Annotated in this window: 19 protein-coding genes; 17 read left to right on the forward strand and 2 right to left on the reverse strand. The window is 67.0% G+C overall.

Annotation, left to right across the window (positions count from 1 at the left end; all coding sequences use genetic code 11):
• Positions 1-6: 6 nt before the first annotated feature.
• On the reverse strand, positions 7-882 hold the full coding sequence (locus HLH34_RS06860; protein WP_183118855.1) for an NAD(P)-dependent oxidoreductase: 876 nt from the start codon (positions 880-882) through the stop codon (positions 7-9).
• 107 nt (positions 883-989) lie between these two features.
• Between HLH34_RS06860 and msrP the strand changes: the two genes are divergently transcribed.
• The 4 genes from msrP (at position 990) to HLH34_RS06880 (ending at position 5,564) form a co-directional block, all read left to right on the forward strand.
• A complete protein-coding gene (msrP, locus tag HLH34_RS06865; protein WP_183118856.1) occupies positions 990-1,949 on the forward strand; it encodes a protein-methionine-sulfoxide reductase catalytic subunit MsrP in 960 nt (319 codons plus the stop codon).
• A gap of 62 nt (positions 1,950-2,011) precedes the next feature.
• Positions 2,012-2,593, forward strand: coding sequence for a protein-methionine-sulfoxide reductase heme-binding subunit MsrQ (gene msrQ, locus HLH34_RS06870; protein ID WP_244959719.1), 582 nt, complete (start codon positions 2,012-2,014; stop codon positions 2,591-2,593).
• Between the two features lie 70 nt (positions 2,594-2,663).
• On the forward strand, positions 2,664-3,593 hold the full coding sequence (locus tag HLH34_RS06875; protein WP_183118858.1) for a bifunctional enoyl-CoA hydratase/phosphate acetyltransferase: 930 nt from the start codon (positions 2,664-2,666) through the stop codon (positions 3,591-3,593).
• Between the two features lie 474 nt (positions 3,594-4,067).
• A complete protein-coding gene (locus HLH34_RS06880) occupies positions 4,068-5,564 on the forward strand; it encodes a malate:quinone oxidoreductase (RefSeq protein WP_183118859.1) in 1,497 nt (498 codons plus the stop codon).
• A gap of 127 nt (positions 5,565-5,691) precedes the next feature.
• On the opposite strand, the gene HLH34_RS06885 is transcribed toward HLH34_RS06880, so the two are convergent.
• Positions 5,692-6,303, reverse strand: coding sequence for a LabA-like NYN domain-containing protein (locus HLH34_RS06885; protein ID WP_183118860.1), 612 nt, complete (start codon positions 6,301-6,303; stop codon positions 5,692-5,694).
• A gap of 238 nt (positions 6,304-6,541) precedes the next feature.
• Here HLH34_RS06885 and folK point away from each other — a divergent pair, with 238 nt between their 5' ends.
• The 13 genes from folK (at position 6,542) to rseP (ending at position 18,534) form a co-directional block, all read left to right on the forward strand.
• A complete protein-coding gene (gene folK / locus HLH34_RS06890) occupies positions 6,542-7,039 on the forward strand; it encodes a 2-amino-4-hydroxy-6-hydroxymethyldihydropteridine diphosphokinase (RefSeq protein WP_183118861.1) in 498 nt (165 codons plus the stop codon).
• 92 nt (positions 7,040-7,131) lie between these two features.
• Complete coding sequence (rpoZ, locus tag HLH34_RS06895; protein WP_183118862.1) at positions 7,132-7,527, forward strand: DNA-directed RNA polymerase subunit omega; 396 nt, start codon at positions 7,132-7,134, stop codon at positions 7,525-7,527.
• A gap of 4 nt (positions 7,528-7,531) precedes the next feature.
• Positions 7,532-9,880 carry a RelA/SpoT family protein gene (locus tag HLH34_RS06900; RefSeq protein WP_220792067.1) on the forward strand — a complete coding sequence of 783 codons (2,349 nt, stop codon included), beginning with the start codon at positions 7,532-7,534 and terminating at the stop codon, positions 9,878-9,880.
• 19 nt (positions 9,881-9,899) lie between these two features.
• Complete coding sequence (gene acpS / locus HLH34_RS06905) at positions 9,900-10,307, forward strand: holo-ACP synthase (RefSeq protein WP_183118864.1); 408 nt, start codon at positions 9,900-9,902, stop codon at positions 10,305-10,307.
• A 132-nt stretch (positions 10,308-10,439) separates the two neighbouring features.
• A complete protein-coding gene (gene lepB / locus HLH34_RS06910; protein ID WP_183118865.1) occupies positions 10,440-11,252 on the forward strand; it encodes a signal peptidase I in 813 nt (270 codons plus the stop codon).
• Positions 11,249-11,989 carry a ribonuclease III gene (rnc, locus tag HLH34_RS06915; RefSeq protein WP_183118866.1) on the forward strand — a complete coding sequence of 247 codons (741 nt, stop codon included), beginning with the start codon at positions 11,249-11,251 and terminating at the stop codon, positions 11,987-11,989. The genes lepB and rnc overlap by 4 nt, the downstream gene beginning before the upstream one ends.
• Positions 11,990-12,057: 68 nt before the next feature.
• Positions 12,058-12,951, forward strand: coding sequence for a GTPase Era (gene era / locus HLH34_RS06920; protein ID WP_183118867.1), 894 nt, complete (start codon positions 12,058-12,060; stop codon positions 12,949-12,951).
• 131 nt (positions 12,952-13,082) lie between these two features.
• On the forward strand, positions 13,083-13,823 hold the full coding sequence (gene pyrH, locus HLH34_RS06925; protein ID WP_183118868.1) for a UMP kinase: 741 nt from the start codon (positions 13,083-13,085) through the stop codon (positions 13,821-13,823).
• Between the two features lie 78 nt (positions 13,824-13,901).
• Positions 13,902-14,468, forward strand: a complete 567-nt coding sequence (gene frr / locus HLH34_RS06930; RefSeq protein ID WP_183118869.1) for a ribosome recycling factor — start codon at positions 13,902-13,904, stop codon at positions 14,466-14,468.
• A 142-nt stretch (positions 14,469-14,610) separates the two neighbouring features.
• On the forward strand, positions 14,611-15,288 hold the full coding sequence (uppS, locus tag HLH34_RS06935; protein ID WP_240161530.1) for a polyprenyl diphosphate synthase: 678 nt from the start codon (positions 14,611-14,613) through the stop codon (positions 15,286-15,288).
• A complete protein-coding gene (locus HLH34_RS06940) occupies positions 15,278-16,186 on the forward strand; it encodes a phosphatidate cytidylyltransferase (RefSeq protein ID WP_183119010.1) in 909 nt (302 codons plus the stop codon). Before uppS ends, HLH34_RS06940 begins: the two co-directional genes overlap by 11 nt.
• Positions 16,187-16,223: 37 nt before the next feature.
• Positions 16,224-17,381, forward strand: coding sequence for a 1-deoxy-D-xylulose-5-phosphate reductoisomerase (dxr, locus tag HLH34_RS06945; RefSeq protein WP_183118870.1), 1,158 nt, complete (start codon positions 16,224-16,226; stop codon positions 17,379-17,381).
• 49 nt (positions 17,382-17,430) lie between these two features.
• Positions 17,431-18,534 (forward strand): RIP metalloprotease RseP, encoded by a 1,104-nt coding sequence (gene rseP / locus HLH34_RS06950; RefSeq protein WP_183118871.1) that lies wholly within the window; start codon positions 17,431-17,433, stop codon positions 18,532-18,534.
• Positions 18,535-18,775: the final 241 nt, after the last annotated feature.

Raw genomic sequence — 18,775 nt, forward strand, 5'->3', positions numbered from 1 at the left:
AGCCGGTCAGGGTGCGTTGGCGACGGTGGCTTCCATAACGGCGAACAGCGACGAATAATCCTCGTCCGGATGCAGCCGGCGCGTCAGCGACAGAAGCTGTGTGGTGGCCGCCATGGTCGGCAGCGCCGCCTCGGTCCGGGCGGCATCGGTCATCAGCAGCCGCATGTCCTTCTGCATCAGGCGGGTCGGGAACTGCGGGCTGAAATCGCCGACATGCGCGGCCTTCAGCTTGCGCTTGTGGTGCGGCGAGATGACGGCCACCGAATCCAGGGCATTGAACAGCAGGTCGCGGTCCAGCCCGGCGGCCAGGCCGTAGGTCACGCCTTCGGCCACTGCGGCCAGCCCGGCGCCCATGATGCCGTTGACGATCAGCTTCAGCTTCGACCCGCTGCCGGACGGGCCGGCATGGAGCGTCGCCTTGCCGATGACGTCGAAGATCGGCTGCGCGCGGGCCACATCGGCGGCCTCGCCCCCGACCAGTACGACCAGGGCGCCGGATTCGGCCTCGGGCGTGCTGCCGGAAACCGGGGCGTCCAGCGCGGTGATGCCGCGCGCCCGGGCCGCCGCCGCCAGGTGCTGCGAGGCCTCGGGCGAGACCGAACTGGTGTTGATCAGCAGCGCGCCCGCCTTCATGCCGGCCAGCGCGCCGTCGTCCCCATACATCGATGCGGCCAGGGCCTCGTCGTCGGGCACGCAGGCGATTACGGTGTCGGATGCCTCGGCCAGGGCGCGTGGGGTCGGCAGGAAGCGCACGCTGCCGTCGCCGCCCTTGCCGGACGGGGTGAAAGCCGCGATCTGATAACCGGCGGCGACCAGATTATGGCCCATCCGGCTGGCCATGGCGCCGAATCCGACGAAGCCGAGGGGGGATAAATCGCTCATGATGCTGATCCTTCCTGTCTTCGGTATATCAGGCGCACAGTGCAGGAGCGGGGGGACGATGTCACCCCGTAGGCCGTGGCGGACGGCATGTAAGAGGATACTGGTTCATGAGCATCTTTCGATATCCTCGTCCCCCGGCATCGGAGATCACGCCCCGGTCGGTCTGGCTGTCGCGGCGTGACCTGCTGGCCACCGGGCTGGCCGGGGCGATCGTGCCGCCCGGCCTCATGGGATCGGCCCCGGCGCGGGCGGCGCCGCTGACGGCCCGATCCGGCGGACAATCCGCCGAGGGCCTGACGCCGACCCCGTTCCAGGACGTCACGCACTACAATAATTTCTATGAATTCGGGCTGGAGAAGACCGATCCGGCCGAGCGGTCGGGCGGCTTCCACCCGCATCCGTGGACCGTGCGGGTCGATGGGCTGGTCGCGCATCCCCGCACCTACGACATCGACGCGCTGCTGGCCCGGCCGTTGCAGGAACGGCTGTATCGCATGCGCTGCGTCGAGGCCTGGTCGATGGTCATCCCGTGGATCGGCTTCCCGCTGGCCGAGCTGCTGAAGGAGGTCGAGCCCTTGGGCAGCGCGAAATACGTGGCTTTCGAATCGGTCGTCCGCCCATCGGAAATGCCGGGCCAGTCGGGTGTGCTGCCGGTGCTGGAGTGGCCGTATGTGGAAGGGCTGCGCCTGGACGAGGCCTTGCATCCGCTGACGGTCCTGGCGGTGGGGCTGTATGGCCAGACGCTGCCGAACCAGAACGGCGCGCCGATCCGGCTGGTGGTGCCGTGGAAATACGGGTTCAAGGGCGCCAAATCCGTGGTCCGCATCCGCCTGACGGACACCCGGCCCGCGACCTCGTGGAATCTGCGCGCCCCGGACGAGTACGGGTTCTATGCCAACGTCAATCCCGAGGTCGATCATCCGCGCTGGAGCCAGGCGAGCGAGCGCCCGATCGGCGCGCGCGGCGGCTTCTTCGGCGCGGCGCGCAAGCCGACCCTGCCGTTCAACGGCTATGGCGAGCAGGTGGCGGCCCTGTACGCCGGCATGAACCTGCGTCGCGATTTCTGACGATGGCGGCACGAGCGGACAGGCAGGGCCGGCAGGCGGGGGGATGGCGACCATCGGCCGGGATGATTCGGGCCGTCCTGTACGCCGTGGGGCTGGTCCCGGCGGCGGCGACCTTCGCGATGGGGCTGGCGGACCGGCTGGGCGCGGACCCGGTCAATGTCTTCGAGCGCACGCTGGGCCTGTGGGCCATCCGCTTCCTGATCCTGTCCCTGTGCGTGACGCCGCTGCGCGAACTGGCCGGCATCAATCTGCTGCGCTACCGGCGGGCGCTGGGCCTGCTGGCGTTCTGGTATGCGCTGTTTCACGTCACGGTCTATGTCGGCCTGGACCAGGGGTTCGACGGCGCGGTGCTGCTGGCCGACATCACGCGGCGGCCGTTCGTCATCCTGGGGATGGTGGCGTTCCTGATCGTGTCGGTGCTGGCGGCCACGTCGAATGCATGGTCCATCCGGCACCTTGGCCGGCGCTGGCGGGCCGTGCATCGCATGGTGTATCTGGCGGGCCTGTGCGCGGCCGTGCATTTCATCCTGTCCTTCAAATTGCTGCGTGTCGAACCGCTGCTGTATGCCGTCGTCATGGCAGTGCTGCTGCTGTATCGCCTGCTGCCCGGCACGGTCCGGCGCGGGCGCCTCGCACAAAGATGATGCCAGGGACCATCGGGGGAACGTGGCATGACGGTACGGTCCATTCCGCACCTGCAGCCCGGTTGTCCCGATGCCGTCCTCGCCCGCTTTCGATGAATTGTTTGCCGTTCTCGCCGAAGGGCCGCCCATAGCGGCCGCCGTCATTCACCCCTGCAGCGTCCCCGCGCTGGAGGCCGCCGTGGGCCTCCGGCAGAAGGGGATCGTCCAGCCCGTCCTGGTCGGTCCGGCCGCCACCATCCGCGATATCGCGCGGTCGGCGTCGATCGACCTGTCCGGCTGCCGCCTGATCGAGGCCGGGGACGAACGGACGGCCGCATCGCGTGGCGTGGGCCTGGCGCGCGACGGCGCGGTCGGGATCCTGATGAAGGGATCGCTTCATTCCAGCGTGTTCCTGCGCGAGATCGGACATCGTGAATCGGGCCTGCGGACCGACCGGCGCATGAGCCACGTCTTTGTCCTGGACGTGCCGGCCTGGCCGCGCCTGCTGCTGCTGACGGACGGGGCGGTGAACATCGCCCCGGACCTGCCGGCGCGGCGGGACATCGTGCAGAACGCGATCGACCTTGCCCATGTGATCGGTATTGCCCGGCCCCGGGTCGCGATCCTGTCGGCGATCGAAACGGTCAATCCCGACCTGCCGTCCTCTCTGGATGCCGCTCTTCTGGCGAAGATGGCGGAACGGGGCCAGATCTCGGGCGCGGTGGTGGACGGACCGCTGGCGCTGGACAATGCGCTGAGTATCGAGGCCGCGCGCTGCAAGGGCGTGCAGTCGCCGGTCGCGGGCCACGCCGATATCCTGGTCGTCCCGGACCTGGAGGCCGGAAACATGCTGGCCAAGCAGATGATTTTCATGGGCGGGGCCGCGGCCGCGGGCATCGTGCTGGGCGCGCGCGTGCCCGTCGTCCTGACCAGCCGCGCGGATTCGGTGCGTACGCGGATCCTGTCCGGCATGCTGGCGGCGGTCATGTCCCGGGCAGGCGCGGTGTCGGCGGCCACGTAGCCGGCGCGGTCCGCGAAGGGAGCATCCCCTGAGGCCGGTGACCTGGCGATGCGAAAATCGGTTCCCTGCCATGCGTGCCTCGAATGTTTGCGGGCGCGTCGCGTCTGAAAGGACGGTTGAATAAATTATAGATAATGAAAGAAAGAAATTGAATCGTTGGGGTGTTGTGAAAGATATCCGCGTATGGGTTCCGCCAGCCATGCGATGGTGTGGGAACCGTTTCCCTCGCGGAGAGATGATGCGCCGGAATGCAGGGCCGAATGGCATGAGGATAGGGCGTTCCGGCGAACCAGGCAGGGCTGGCAAGGGTATGGCTGTACTATTCCGTTTTCAGGAAAAGCGGTTGACCCGCATCAATTTTGTCCCGCCAGATCGGGACTATGCCCGGACCGTCCCCGAAGCCGCCGCCGGACGTCCGGCAGGCCTGATTGCAGTGACAGGCGCAAGCATGCCGATGTCATTCCGGAGAAGATCATGACCTCGAATACCACCCGAACCGATTTTGCCTATGACGTCGTCCTGATCGGTGGCGGGGTAATGAGCGCGACGCTGGGTGCGCTGCTGAAATTGCTGCAGCCGGACTGGTCGATCGGCCTGTTCGGGCGTCTGGATGACGTGGCGCTGGAGAGTTCCAATGCCTGGAACAATGCCGGCACCGGCCATGCGGCCCTGTGCGAACTGAACTACACCCCCGAACGCGCCGACGGGACGATTGATATTTCCAAGGCGGTGGGCGTCAACGAGGCCTTTCAGATCTCACGCCAGTTCTGGGCCTATCTGGTCGAATCGGGAGTGATCCCGTCGCCGCGTGAATTCATCAATCCCATTCCGCACATGAGTTTCGTCTGGGGCGCCGAGAATGGCGACTACCTTCGTCGCCGTTATGAGGCGCTGAAGGACCATCCGCTTTTCGCGGGCATGCGCTTTTCGACCGATCCGGCGCAGTTGAAGCAGTGGATGCCGCTGGTGATGGAGGGCCGGACGGCCGGCACCCCGCTGGCCGCCACGTGGATCGCCTCGGGCACCGACGTCAATTTCGGCGCACTGACGCATCTGCTGGTTCATTTCCTGACGCAGCAGCCCGGATTCGACCTGAAGCTGGGGCATGAGGTCGAGGACCTGACCCGCGACGCATCGGGTGGCTGGCACGTGGCCGTCCGCGACCTTGCCGGCGGTACCAAATTGTCGGTCGGCGCGCGGTTCGTCTTTATCGGTGCGGGCGGCGGGGCGCTGCCGCTGCTGCAGAAAACGGGCATTCCCGAATCGAAGGGCATCGGCGGATTCCCCGTCAGCGGCCAGTTCCTGCGCTGCAAGAATCCCGAAGTTGCCGCCCACCATCACGCCAAGGTCTACGGCAAGGCCTCGGTCGGCGCGCCGCCGATGTCGGTGCCGCATCTGGATACGCGCGTCATCGACGGTAAACCCGGCCTGCTGTTCGGGCCCTATGCCGGGTTCTCGACCAAGTTCCTCAAGAAAGGGTCGCTGTGGGACCTGCCGTGTTCGATCGGCATGGACAATATCGGGGCGATGCTGGCTGTGGCCCGCGACAACATGGCCCTGACCAAATATCTGATCCAGCAGGTCATGCAGTCGAACCAGGCCCGCCTGACGGCGCTGCGCGATTTCGTGCCGACCGCACGGGCCGAGGATTGGGAACTGATCGTTGCCGGCCAGCGCGTCCAGGTGATCAAGAAAGATGCGCAGAAGGGCGGCGTGCTGCAGTTCGGCACCGAGGTCATTACCGGCGCGAACGGTTCGGTCGCCGCCCTGCTGGGCGCATCCCCCGGGGCGTCCACCGCCGTGCCGATCATGCTGACGGTCATCCGCAAATGCTTCGCCAGCGAATTGCCGCGGTGGGAGCCCAAGCTGAAGGAAATGATTCCTTCGTTCGGCGGGACACTGGCCGATCGACCGGAACTCTGCGCCCATGTCCACGACTGGACGACGCGGGCGTTGCAACTGGAAGGCTGAAAGCCGCCGGACGGAAAGGCCGCCTGTCGGGCCTCGCGACAGGCGGCCGATGCCACGGCATCAGAGGCTGTTTTAAAAGTGGGTATGCCGAGCGAGAGTGCCGCGCAGCGGTAGGCCCGCCTTTAAATCAGTCGCTGTGGTCGAGTTCGCTCATCTGGTCGGCCGGATGGCGGATGGGGGTCTGCTGGTGACGGAGCGTTCGGGCTTCGGCCTGCCGGCGGGTGAACTGGGGGGCGATGTCGGCCAGGTCGATGAACTGATCGGCCTGGCGTCGCAGATCGTCACCGATCAGGGGCGGCGTGGTGCGGACCGATGAAATGACCGACGTGCGCACGCCCTGCCGCTGGACCGATTCGAGAAGGCGCCGGAAATCCGCGTCGCCGCTGAACAATACGGCATGGTCGATTTTTGAGGCCATCTCCATCATGTCCACCGCCAGTTCGATATCCATGCTGCCCTTGACCCGCCTGCGGCCGTTCTGGTCAACGAATTCACGCGCCGTCTTGGTCACCAGGAAATAACCGTTATAGACCAGCCAGTCGGTCAGGGGCTTAAGGGGGGAGTATTCCTCGCTCTCCAGGATGGCTGAATAGTAATAGGCGCGGATCACATGGCATTTGCCACGAAAAAACGCGAGGAGGTTGCGATAATCGACATCGAATCCCAGGTGGCGCGACGCTGAATACAGGCTTGCACCGTCGATAAAGAGGCATACGCGTTCATTGGGTTGAAAAAACATGCGATCTGATCCCTGAAACGTCCTGAAGCCCACATCCTGATGCGGGGCAACTCTGTTACGCATCCGTTTCGCCTCTCCAGACCGACGATAAAGAGGTCGGCGTGAAATTGGTATGGTAGAAGTTGCCATGTCTGCGGTTTTGGGCTGGAAAAAATCGAAAAAACAGGGACAAGCCGGTCGTGGCCACGACCACGGCGGCTATTCGTGACGTGCAGATGGCACGGGGACTGGGCGACGAATGATCTTGATTGCGATAGGGGCCAACCTGCCCGGCCCGGACGGCGAGGGGCCGCTGGCCACCTGCCGGTGGGCTGTGGAACAGATCGCCGCGATACCGGGCATCACTGTCGAGGCGGTGTCCCACTGGTATGAAAGCGCGCCGGTCCCGCCGTCCGGGCAGCCGCCTTACATTAACGGTGTGGTGCGGGCGACGGGGGCAATCTCGCCCGAAGCCCTGCTGGCGGCGTTGCAGCAGATCGAGGCGCGGGCCGGCCGGGTGCGTACGGTGGCCAATGCGGCACGCCCGCTGGACCTTGATATCGTGGCGATGGGGGCCTGCGTGCGGGCGGCGCCGGACCCCATTCTGCCGCACCCCCGGGCAGAGGCGCGCGCCTTCGTGCTGCTGCCGGTGCGCGACGTGGCGCCCGGCTGGCGCGACCCGCATTCGGGCCGGTCGGTCGACGATCTGGTGGCGGGCGTGGCCGACCAGGTGATCCATCGCCTGGCGCCGTCCTGACCGTTGTGGCGACCGACCGGATGCTTGCTTTTTCGGGGCCTGGTGGGTAAAGATGATTTTTTACCTGACACTTTATACCGGAGGCTGGCCTCATGGCTCGCGTTACCGTCGAAGACTGCGTTGAACGGATTCCCAACCGATTCGAGCTGGTTCTGCTCGCGGCGCAGCGCGCACGTAACCTGTCGCGGGGCGAGGAACTGACGGTCGATCGCGACAACGACAAGAACCCTGTCGTTGCCCTGCGTGAGATCGCGGACCAGACCATCGGGCTGGAACAGATCCGCAGCGACCTCATCCGTTCCCTGGCCCGCGCGCCCGAGCCCGAGCCGGCGGACGAGGAGGTCATGGATCTGATCCCGACCGAGCAGAATATCTTCGGTCTTCAGGATGTCTCGCCCGAGGAGGAATCCGGCCACGGCGCCGGCATGTCCGCCGAGGAACTCGAGGCTGCGATCGAGGCCGAACTGGGCGGCCGCGCACGGCGGTAGGCCCATGGGGCGAAAGGCGGCGGATCCTTCTGGTTCTGGACATGTTGTTGTTGCCAGTCGGGCGGCGCCCCTTTCGCCTGTGACGTCTCCCGATAGTCCCGTTGTGGCGGGTCCCGTGCCCGCCGGATCGCTTCCCGACGAAGCGGCAGTCGCCGTCCGGACGATTTCGTGCGAGGGCCTGCTGCGGCGGATCCGGACCTACGACCCGGACGCCGATCTGGATCTGATCCGCCGCGCCTTCGCCGTCGCGCAGCAGGCCCATGCGGGTCAGGCGCGCGACAACGGCGACCCCTACATCACCCATCCGCTGGCGGTCGCCAACATCCTGGCCGGCTTCCATCTGGATATGCCCTCGATCGCGACGGCCCTGCTGCACGATACGATCGAGGATACCGGCGTCACCTACGACCGCCTGCGCGCCGAATTCGGGTCGACGGTGGCCGACCTGGTGGACGGCGTCACCAAGCTGACGCGGCTGGAACTGCAGTCCGACCGCACCAAGCAGGCCGAAAATTTCCGCAAGCTGGTGCTCGCGATGTCCAAGGACATCCGGGTCCTGATCGTCAAGCTGGCGGACCGGCTGCACAACATGCGTACGCTGCATTATGTGCAGCGCCTGGACCGCCGCCAGCGCATTGCGCGCGAGACCATGGAAATCTATGCGCCCCTGGCCGGGCGCATCGGCATGGACAAGGTCAAGAGCGAACTCCAGGACCTGTCCTTCGTCGAACTGGAACCCGAAGCCAGCGCCACCATCCGCGCCCGCCTGAATTACCTGCGCGGGCAGGGCGCCGACGTCATCGAGGAGGTCCGGCGCGAACTGACCCAACTGTGCCGCGCCGCCGGGCTGGGCGAGGTCGAGGTGACGGGGCGCGAGAAATCGCCGTTCTCGATCTGGGAGAAGATGCAGAAGCGCAATGTCGCGTTCGAGCAGCTCTCCGACATCATGGCCTTCCGCATCATCGTGCCGACGCGCGAGGCCTGCTATATCGCCCTGGGCGCGGTCCATGCCGCCTATCCGGTCATTGTCGGGCGGTTCAAGGATTATATCTCGACGCCCAAGGCGAACGGATACCAAAGCCTGCATACCGGCGTGACGCTGCGCCACCCGCGCAACCAGAAGATCGAGGTGCAGATCCGCACCGCCGAAATGCACGACATCGCCGAAAACGGCGTGGCGTCACACTGGCTGTACAAGCAGGTGCCGGGTGTAAGCGAGGACGCAGCGCGGGTGGTGACCGGCCTGCGCTGGGTCCAGGACCTGCTGGATATTCTCGAGGATTCGTCGGCGCCCGACGAATTCCTCGAGAACACGAAGCTGGAACTCTATCAGGACCAGGTGTTCTGCTTCACCCCCAAGGGGCAACTGATCCCGCTGCCGCGCGGGGCCACGCCGGTCGATTTCGCCTATGCGGTGCACAGCCAGGTCGGCGACACCTGCGTGGGGGCGCGGATCAACGGCCGCCTGATGCCCTTGCGGCATGAATTGCAGAACGGCGATCAGGTCGAGATCATGACCGCGCGCGGCGGCACCCCGTCGCCGTCGTGGGAACGGTTCGCCGTCACCGGCAAGGCGCGGGCCCGCATCCGGCGCCATGTCGCCGCCCAGCAGCGCGAGGCTCATGTCGATGGCGGCCGCGCCGCCCTGGCCAAGGCCTTTCGGCAGGAAGGTGTCGACGGATCGGAAAAGGTGCTGGACGGCATCCTGTCCGACCTGAAGCAGGCGTCGGTCGAGGATTTGTACGTCGCCGTCGGCAACGGCAATATCGGCCCGCGCGACGTGGTCCACGCCGCCTATCCGGAACTGCGCCAGACGCCCCGTGCCCCGCGCATGGTGCCGGGCATTCCCATGCGCGCGCCCTCGCGCACCGGCAGCCGGCCGAAGGCGGGCGGCGGCATGGCGCTGGCGGGCATCGGCCCCGGAATCGCTGTGCATTTCGCCGGCTGCTGCCATCCCCTGCCGGGCGACCGGATCGTGGGAATCGTCGCCACCGGCAAGGGCATCACCATCCACACCGCCGGTTGCCAGACCCTGGAAAGCTTCGCCGCCACGCCCGAACGCTTCATGGATGTCGATTGGGATTACGATCTGATCGGCCGGGGCGCGACCGAACCGCATGTCGGGCGCCTGACCGTCGTCGCGGCGAACGAGCCCTCGGTGCTGGCGACGCTGACCAACACGGCGTCGAAGCACGACGGCACGGTCGTCAATCTGCGGATCGTCAACCGCCAGCTCGATTTCATGGAGATCCTGGCCGATATCGAGGTCCGCGACCTGCGGCACCTCTCCTCGGTCATCGCGTCGCTGCGGGCGGCGAACGGGATCCTGCAGGTCGAGCGCGCGAAGGGATGAACTGGCACGGGCGGGACGGATGCTGATCGGGATCGGGTCCGACCTGTGCGACGTCCGGCGGATCGCCAGCGTGCTGGACCGCCATGGCGAGCGATTCCTGCGCCGGGTGTTCACCGACGCCGAAATCCGTCGTGCCGAACGGCGTCACGGCCAGGCGCGCCTGGGGGCGTACGCCAAACGCTGGGCGGCGAAGGAGGCCTGCGCCAAGGCGCTGGGGACCGGCTTTGCGCAGGGGGTGTTTCATCACGATCTGGGCGTCGACAATTTGCCCGGCGGCCAACCGGTCATGATCCTGACGGGCGGGGCCAGGGCCCGCCTGGACACGCTCGTGCCCGCGGGGCGGCAGGCCCGGCTACTGCTGACGATGACGGACGAATATCCCTACGCCTTCGCCCAGGTGATGATCGAGGCTGGCCCCCCGGCCTAGGGTCGGGGTAGTGTCGAAGGGCCTTGCGCGCTTGACAGGGGAAGGTCCCCTCGGCTTCATCCGCGGGCTCTGCCGTCCGGCCCGGTATTCCCTCCGGCCCGGCCCCCTTATCCGGATTTAGACAGCTGCCCCATGGATGACCAGCGCAAGACCAATTCCTCCTCCCTGCCGGCGGGGGGCGCCATGCCGGCCCTGAGGGGGGCGTGGGACCTGATCCGCACCATCCTCATCGCGGGGCTGCTGGCCGTGGGGGTGCGCACGGCGCTGTTCGAACCGTTCAACATCCCGTCCGGCTCGATGATCCCGACGCTGCAGGTCGGCGATTATCTGTGGGTTGCGAAATACAGCTACGGCTATTCCCATTTCTCGCTGCCGCGTTCGCCCGACCTGTTCAGCGGGCGGGTTTTCGGACGGATGCCGCACCGGGGCGACGTCGCGGTGTTCCGCTTCACCAAGGATACGTCGATCGACTATATCAAGCGGATCGTGGGCCTGCCGGGTGACCGTATCCAGGTCCGCGGCGGCGAGCTGTATCTCAACGATGTGCTGGTGCCGCGCTTGGCCGAAGGCGATTACGTGGCGGTGGACGAACACCGTACCAACATGGAAGGCCAGCGCTACCGCGAGATGCTGCCCGGCAGCGGCGGCCAGGGAACGGTGGCGCACGATATCCTGAAGCTGACGAACGAGGGGTTTCAGAACGACACCCCTGTCTATGTGGTGCCGGCGGGCTATTTCTTTGCCATGGGCGACAATCGCGACGACAGCGCGGACAGCCGCTTCATGGGCGATGACCCGGAGGATCTGGGGTTCGTGCCGATGGAAAACCTGATCGGTCAGGCCAAATGGATCTTCCTGTCGGTGGAGGCCCGCTATCCGGTCTGGGAATTCTGGATGTGGCCCGCCGAAATCCGCTGGGCGCGCCTGTTCATGGGGGTGAAATGAGCGACGCCGCACCGGATGGTGGCGGGGACCCGCTGACGGTTGTCGAGGCCCGTATCGGCTATCATTTCCGCCGGGCCGACCTGCTGCGCGAGGCGCTGACCCATCGTTCGGCGGCCCATCAGCGCAATGGCGGGGTGGCCCGGCGTGCCCGCCAGCCCGCCGCCCGGCGCGGGGCCGGCTCGAACGAGCGCCTGGAGTTCATCGGCGACCGTGTGCTGGGCCTGCTGATGGCGGAATGGTTGCTGGAACGCTTCCCCGACGAGCAGGAAGGTGCGCTGGGTCCGCGCCACGCGCATCTGGTGTCCCGGCCGGTCCTGGCTGGGATTGCCGAGGCGATGGAGCTGCCGAAGGTGCTTGACGTGGCCGAGCATGAGGCCCGCGCCGGCGTTCGGCAGATGGCGAACGTCCTGGCCGACGCGGTGGAGGCGATCCTGGGTGCGGTCTATCTGGACGGTGGGCTGGAGCCCGCGCGACGCTTCGTGCACCGGGCCTGGAACGACTCCATCGTGGCGCAGGCCCAACCGCCCAAGGACCCCAAGACCGCGTTGCAGGAATGGGTCCTGGCGCGGGGACTGCCACTGCCGTCCTACCGGACGGTGCAGATGGACGGGCCATCGCACGCGCCGCGCTTCGTCATCGAAGTGACGGCGGCGGGCCTGTCGGCCGAAGGCGTGGCCGGCAGCAAGCGCGTGGCCGAAAGCGCCGCCGCGGCCGACCTGCTGCGGCGGTTCGAATGACAGACAGTGACGGGAATGCCCGGGGCGAGACGATTCGCCGGACGGCCCCGCCGGAAGGAACACGTGACATGACAACCCGCTGCGGCTTCGTGGCCATCGTCGGGGCGCCGAACGCCGGGAAATCGACACTGCTGAACCGGATGGCCGGCGCGAAGCTGTCGATCGTCAGCCCCAAGGCCCAGACGACCCGCTTTCGCGTGCTCGGCATTCTGATGCGCGGGACCAGCCAGATCCTGCTGGTCGACACCCCTGGCATCTTCCAGCCCAGGCGCAAGCTGGATCGCGCGATGGTCGCGGCCGCCTGGACGGGGTCCGAGGACGCGGACATCACCCTGCTGCTGGTCGATGCCCGCCGGGGCGTGACCGAATCGCTGCGCGCGATCGTCGAGCAACTGGCGAAGTCGAAGCGCAAGGTCTGGCTGGTGCTGAACAAGACCGACCTGGTGGACCGGCAGGCCCTGCTGCCGCTGACCGCCCAATTGTCGGCGCTGTTGCCGGTGGAACATGTCTACATGGTCAGCGCCCGATCCGGCGACGGTGTCGAGGACCTGCTGAAGGCCCTGGCCGAGGCCCTGCCGCCCGGGCCGTACCTGTATCCCGAGGACGATCTGACCGACCTGCCTGACAGGTTGCTGGCGGCCGAACTGGTGCGTGAGCAGATTTTTCTGCAGACGCACGAAGAAGTGCCCTATGCCGCGACGGCCGAGACCGAGACCTACCGCGAACAGCCGGACGGGTCGGTTCGCATCGAGGTCACGATCTATGTCGCGCGGGCCGGCCACAAGGCGATCCTGATCGGGGAAAAGGGCAGCCGGATCCGCGAGATCGGCGAGAAGGCGCGCAAGGATCTTTCGCGTCTTCTGGGCCGGACGTGCCATCTGTTCCTGAATGTGAAGGAACGCGCGGGCTGGGACGAGGAACGGGCACGGCTGCGCGCCATCGGCCTGGACGACGCCCCCTGACCCAAGGGGCGGCTGGGGTGATCAGCGTGCTTGTGACCTGCCCCAACCGGATATAAGAGGGGTCTTTACGGGGTGACGTCCCAGAGCGGACGTCCCTTGTGTGCATTTATCTTGCTGTTCCCGGGGGCTCCATGACAGATCCAGCACCAGACTCGGCCCTCGGCTATCGGCGCGTTCTGCTGAAGGTATCGGGCGAGGCCCTGATGGGCGACGGCGCGTACGGCATCGACCCGAACATGGTCGACACCATCGCCACCGACATCGCCGAGGTTGCGCGCTCGGGCGTCGAGGTCTGCCTGGTAATCGGCGGTGGCAACATCTTTCGCGGCGTCGCCGCGGCGGCCCGCGGCATGGACCGGGCGCAGGGCGATTATGCCGGCATGTTGGCGACCGTCATCAACGCGCTGATGGTGCAGAACGCCCTGGAACGCCATGGGGTGCCGACCCGCGTCATGTCGGCCATCCACATGTCCTCGGTGGCCGAGCCCTATATCCGCCGCCGTGCGGTGCGCCACATGGAAAAGGGACGGGTCGTCATCTTCGCCGCCGGCACCGGCAATCCGTTCTTCACCACCGACACCGCCGCCGCCCTGCGGGCCGCGGAAATGGAGTGCAACGCCCTGCTGAAGGGCACCCAGGTGGACGGCGTCTATTCCGCCGATCCGCGCAAGGACCCGGCTGCGACGCGCTACGACCGGCTGACCTACCTGGATGTCCTGGCCAAGGACCTGCACGTCATGGATGCCGCTGCCATCAGCCTGGCGCGGGAAAATCGCCTGCCGATCGTGGTGTTCAACATCCATGCGCCTGGGGCGTTTCCCCAGGTGATGCGGGGCGAGGGGCTGTTTACCCGGATCGTCGAGGCGAACTGAGCGCGCCGGCATTGCCGGACGTCGTGATTGGACTGGGTGGCCGCAAGCGTGTCGCCCGTTGCGTATGGGAGGGCCATTGTGGCTGCTGATCAGAAGACACTGCTGGAGGACCTGACGCGCCGCATGGACGGCGCCCTGGAAAGCCTGCGCCGCGATTTCGCCGGCCTGCGCTCGGGCCGCGCCAGCCCCGCGCTGCTGGAGCCGGTGCGTGTCGAGGCCTACGGCGGCGAGGTGCCGCTGACACAGGTCGGCTCGATCGCGGTGCCCGAGGCGCGGATGCTGACGGTGCAGGTCTGGGACCGGTCCCTGGTCGGCGCGGTGGAACGGGCGATCCGCGATGGCGGCCTGGGCCTGAACCCGGCGGCCGACGGGCAGACCGTGCGTGTTCCCATCCCGCAGCTGACGGCCGAGCGCCGCAGCGAACTGGCCCGCACGGCCGGAAAATATTCCGAAAACGCGAAGATCGCGGTGCGTGGCGTGCGTCGCGACGGCATGGACCAGACCAAGCTGCACGAAAAGAAGACCGAGATCAGCCAGGATGACGTCAAGGTCTGGTCCGAGGCGATCCAGAAGCTGACGGACCAGTATGTGAAGCGGATCGACGAGATGCTCGCGGACAAGGAACGCGAGATCAAGCAGGTCTGACGCGGCCGTGACCGTCCGTTCCGTACCCGGTCGCCTGGCCGGGGATGGCGTCCCGGCGGCAAATTCCGTCACGGGTCCGACCGTCGCCGACCTGGATCAGACCCGCGTCGTGCGGGTCGCGCCGGCCCATGTGGCGGTGATCATGGACGGGAACGGGCGCTGGGCCGCGGCGCGTGGCCTGCCGCGCGTGGCGGGGCATCGCGCGGGGGCCGAGGCCGTTCGCCGCTGTATCCGGGCTGCGATCACGCGCGGGGTGGGCTGTCTGACGCTTTATGCGTTCTCCTCGGAAAACTGGCGGCGCACGCCCGACGAGGTGGCCGACCTGACCGCGCTGCTGCGGTATTACCTGCGGCACAAGGTCGCCGAGCTGTGCCGCGAGGGCGTGCGGATTCGCGTCATCGGCGATCTGTCCCGGTTTGATCCCGACGTGCGGGACGAGGCGCGCCGGGCCGAGGAGCAGACGGCCGCCAATACGAAGCTGACCCTGGTGCTGGCGCTGTCCTATGGCGGACGGGCCGACATCGTGCAGGCGGCCATGCGGCTGGCCTTTGCCGCGCGCAGCGGCGCGATCGACCCCGGTGAACTGGATGAAGCCCTGTTCAGCCGCTTCCTGCTGACCGCTGACATTCCCGATCCCGACCTGATCATCCGTACCAGCGGCGAATGTCGCCTGTCGAATTTCCTGCTGTGGCAATCGGCCTATGCCGAACTGATCTTCATCGAAACGCTCTGGCCCGATTTCGACGAACGTCATTTTGACGCGGCGCTGGAAACCTTCGCCCGTCGTGAAAGGCGTTTCGGTGCTCGCCCTGCCGTCTGATCCCGCCGGGGGGGCTGTTTCCTCCCGGCCTGCGCGCAATTGGAAGGATCTGCGCGCCCGCCTGGCCTCGGCGGCCGTGCTGGTGCCGCTGGCGGCCCTGTGCGTCTGGGCGGGGGGCATCGCCTATGCGATCCTGATCCTGCTGGCCATGGCCGGCATGGCGCTGGAATGGGGGCGCCTGTTCGACCTGCGTCCGACGCGCTGGCGCGGCGTGCTGTATCTGCTCTGGCCGCTGGCGGCGGGGGCCGCGGCGCTGGACGGGCAATGGCGCGGGGCGTTCGTGGTGATGGCGGGCGGCTTCGTGTTCGGGCCGGCCTTGTGGGCGGGGCAGGTGGTCATCGGATGTGCCGGCGTGGCGTTGCTGTGGCTGCGGAACATGACGGTTCCCGGTGCGGGCGTGGTGCTGTTCGTCGTCACCTGCGTCGTCGTCAGCGACAGTGCCGCCTATCTGGTCGGCCGCCTTCTGGGCGGCCCCAAGCTCGCCCCCGCCATTTCCCCGGCAAAGACCTGGTCGGGGTCGATCGGGGGAATGGTCTTCGCGATGCTGGCCGGGACAATCGTGTTCATGGCGGTGTCGGGTGGGGCAGGCGACTGGTGGCGGGGCACGCTGTTCGGCGGCCTGACCGCCATTGCGGCCCAGATCGGCGACCTGGCGGAAAGCGCGCTGAAGCGTGCGCGGGGCGTAAAGGATTCCGGCGCGCTGATCCCCGGTCACGGCGGGTTGCTCGACCGCTTCGACGGCCTCCTGGTCGCGGCGCCGCTGGCAGCCCTGCTGTCGCTGGGGGCGGCGGGCGGTGCCGCATTCTGGTATGTGACGCCGTCGGGCCTGGTTTCGGCCCTGCTGGCGATTCCAGGGGGGCATTCCGGCCCCGTCGCCGCAGGGACACAGGGGCCTTGAGACATATCCTCGCTTACCGATCAGGGAACAGGAAAGCATGAAGAAAGTCACCGTTCTAGGCAGTACTGGCAGTATCGGCTGCTCTACGGTCGATCTGCTGCAGCAGGCGCCGGAACGGTTCCACGTCCAGGCCCTGGTCGGGGGCACCAATGTGCCCCGCCTGGCCCAGCAGGCGCGTGCGCTGGGGGCCGCGCATGCCGTCATCGCCGATGCGACGCGGCTGCCGGAATTGAAGGCCCTTCTGGAGGGGACGGATATCGCCGTGTCCGGTGGCCGGCAGGCGGTGATCGATGCGGCGGCGGTGCCGGTCGACTGGACCATGGCGGCGATCACCGGCGCCATCGGTCTGGAACCCACCCTGGCCGCCGTCCGCAATGGCGGATCGGTCGCGCTGGCCAATAAGGAAGCCCTGGTATGTGCCGGCGACGTCATGCTGCGTGCGGTGCGCGATGCGGGCGCGACTCTGCTGCCGGTCGATTCGGAACATAACGCGATCTTCCAGTCCCTGGCCGACCGGCAAATCGACGGGATCGAGAAAATCGTCCTGACGGCATCGGGCGGCCCGTTCCGCCGCGCGACCCTGGCCGAAATGGAAAAGGCGACGCCCGAGGCCGCCCTGCGCCATCCGACCTGGACGATGGGCGCCAAGATCACCATCGATTCGGCGACGATGTTCAACAAAGGGCTGGAGGTGATCGAGGCGGCACGGCTGTTCGACCTGACCGAGGACCGCATCGGCGTGGTCGTGCATCCGCAATCCGTGGTGCATGGCATGGTGCAGTACACGGACGGCAGCATCGTGGCGCAGCTCGGCTCGGCCGACATGCGCATCCCCATCGCCCATACGTTGGCCTGGCCCCGCCGCATGGCGACGACCTCGCCCCGCCTGGACCTGGCCACCCTGGGCCGGATGGATTTCGAAGAGCCCGATGAGACCCGCTTTCCCGCCCTGCGCCTGGCGCGCGAGTCCTTGCGGGCTGGCGGCGCCGTCCCCACTATTCTATCTGCGGCGAACGAGATCGCGGTCGAGGCCTTCCTGGGGGGGGCGATCGGTTTCCTGGACATCGCGCGGGTGGTGGAGGACGTGATGCAGGCCATCGGCCATCAGGCCGCCGACACGCTGGAGGCCGTCCTGCGATGGGACGAGGAAGCACGCCGCACCGCCCGGTTGCGCACGGCATCGCGTGCGGCCTGATCCGCGCCGGATTGTCCGGACGATCATCATCAGGAGATAGCCCGTCATTATGCCCGATCTGATTCGGACCGTTCTCGCCTTTGCCCTGGTGCTGGGCGTTCTGGTCTTCATCCATGAACTCGGCCACTATCTCGCCGCCCGGTGGCGGGGGGTGCATGTCGAGGTCTTTTCGATCGGGTTCGGCCGGCCGCTGCTGCGGTGGCATGACAAGGTCGGCACCGAATGGCGCCTGTGCCCGGTTCCGCTGGGCGGATACGTAAAGCCGCACGGCTTCGAAGGCCCCGAGGACGCAACGCCGGAACAGATGGCGGCATGGCTGCCGGGCCGGACCTTCCACGACAAACCGGTATTGTCCCGCGCCATCGTCATCGTGGCCGGGCCGGTCTTCAACTTTCTGCTGGCCATTGTCCTGTTTGCCGGGCTGTTCACCTTCAGCGGCCGTCCTGAGGTCCGTAACGTCGTGGGGCAGGTCGTCGCCGGCAGCGCTGCCGCCGAAGCGGGGGTGCGGCCGGACGACGTCATCGTGCGGATCGGCGACCAGGCGGTGGGCAATGTTGCCGACATCCAGGCCCGGATCGCGGCGGAACCGGGGGTGAAGACCGAAATCACCATCCATCGGGCCGGTCACGATATCGCCCTGCCGGTGACTGTCGGCACCGTCACCGATCAGTCCGGCAACCGGAGCGGCCAGCTGGGCGTGATGTTCACCGCTACCGTCGGCCAGCCGCAGCCACTGCCGCGGGCGATCGTCTCGGCAGTGGACGAGACCTGGCACCTGTCGGTCCAGACGCTGGCCGGCCTGTGGCAGATGATCACCGGCCAGCACAGCGCCAAGGATCTGGGCGGGCCGCTGCGCATCGCCCAGATGTCGGGGCAGGTCGCCCAGTACGGGCTGGCCAGCCTGGTGTCGTTCATGGCGCTGCTGTCGATCAACCTGGGCCTGATCAACCTGTTCCCGATCCCGGTGCTGGACGGCGGGCGACTGGTTTTCTACGCCTTCGAGGCCATTCTGGGCCGGCCGGTATCGCGCCGGGTGCGCGATATCAGTTTTCAGGCCGGTTTCGCCGTGATCGCCAGCCTGTTCCTGTTCTCGACTTTCAATGACCTGTCACATTTCGGCTTGTTTCGCTGGGTCGCTTCCCTGACCGGATGATGCCATGATGGCAAGGTCATAGAGGTGCTTGCGTGACGGGGTGGATTTCGGATACGTCCGCCAAGCGGGTATCATCGACAGCGGGCCATGCCGAATCCATTCGCGCGGGCTTGTGTCGGGTCAGTGGACCGTCTGGTTTGGGGGAAGCCGATTTTGTCGAGTAAACGTTCTGCGCTGCTTGCGTCGGTTTGTCTCGTGCCTGTTTTTCTTGCCGGAACCGCCCAGGCGCAGGTCGGCCAGA

This window comes from Gluconacetobacter azotocaptans (genome assembly GCF_014174355.1).
Taxonomy (GTDB): Bacteria; Pseudomonadota; Alphaproteobacteria; order Acetobacterales; family Acetobacteraceae; genus Gluconacetobacter; species Gluconacetobacter azotocaptans.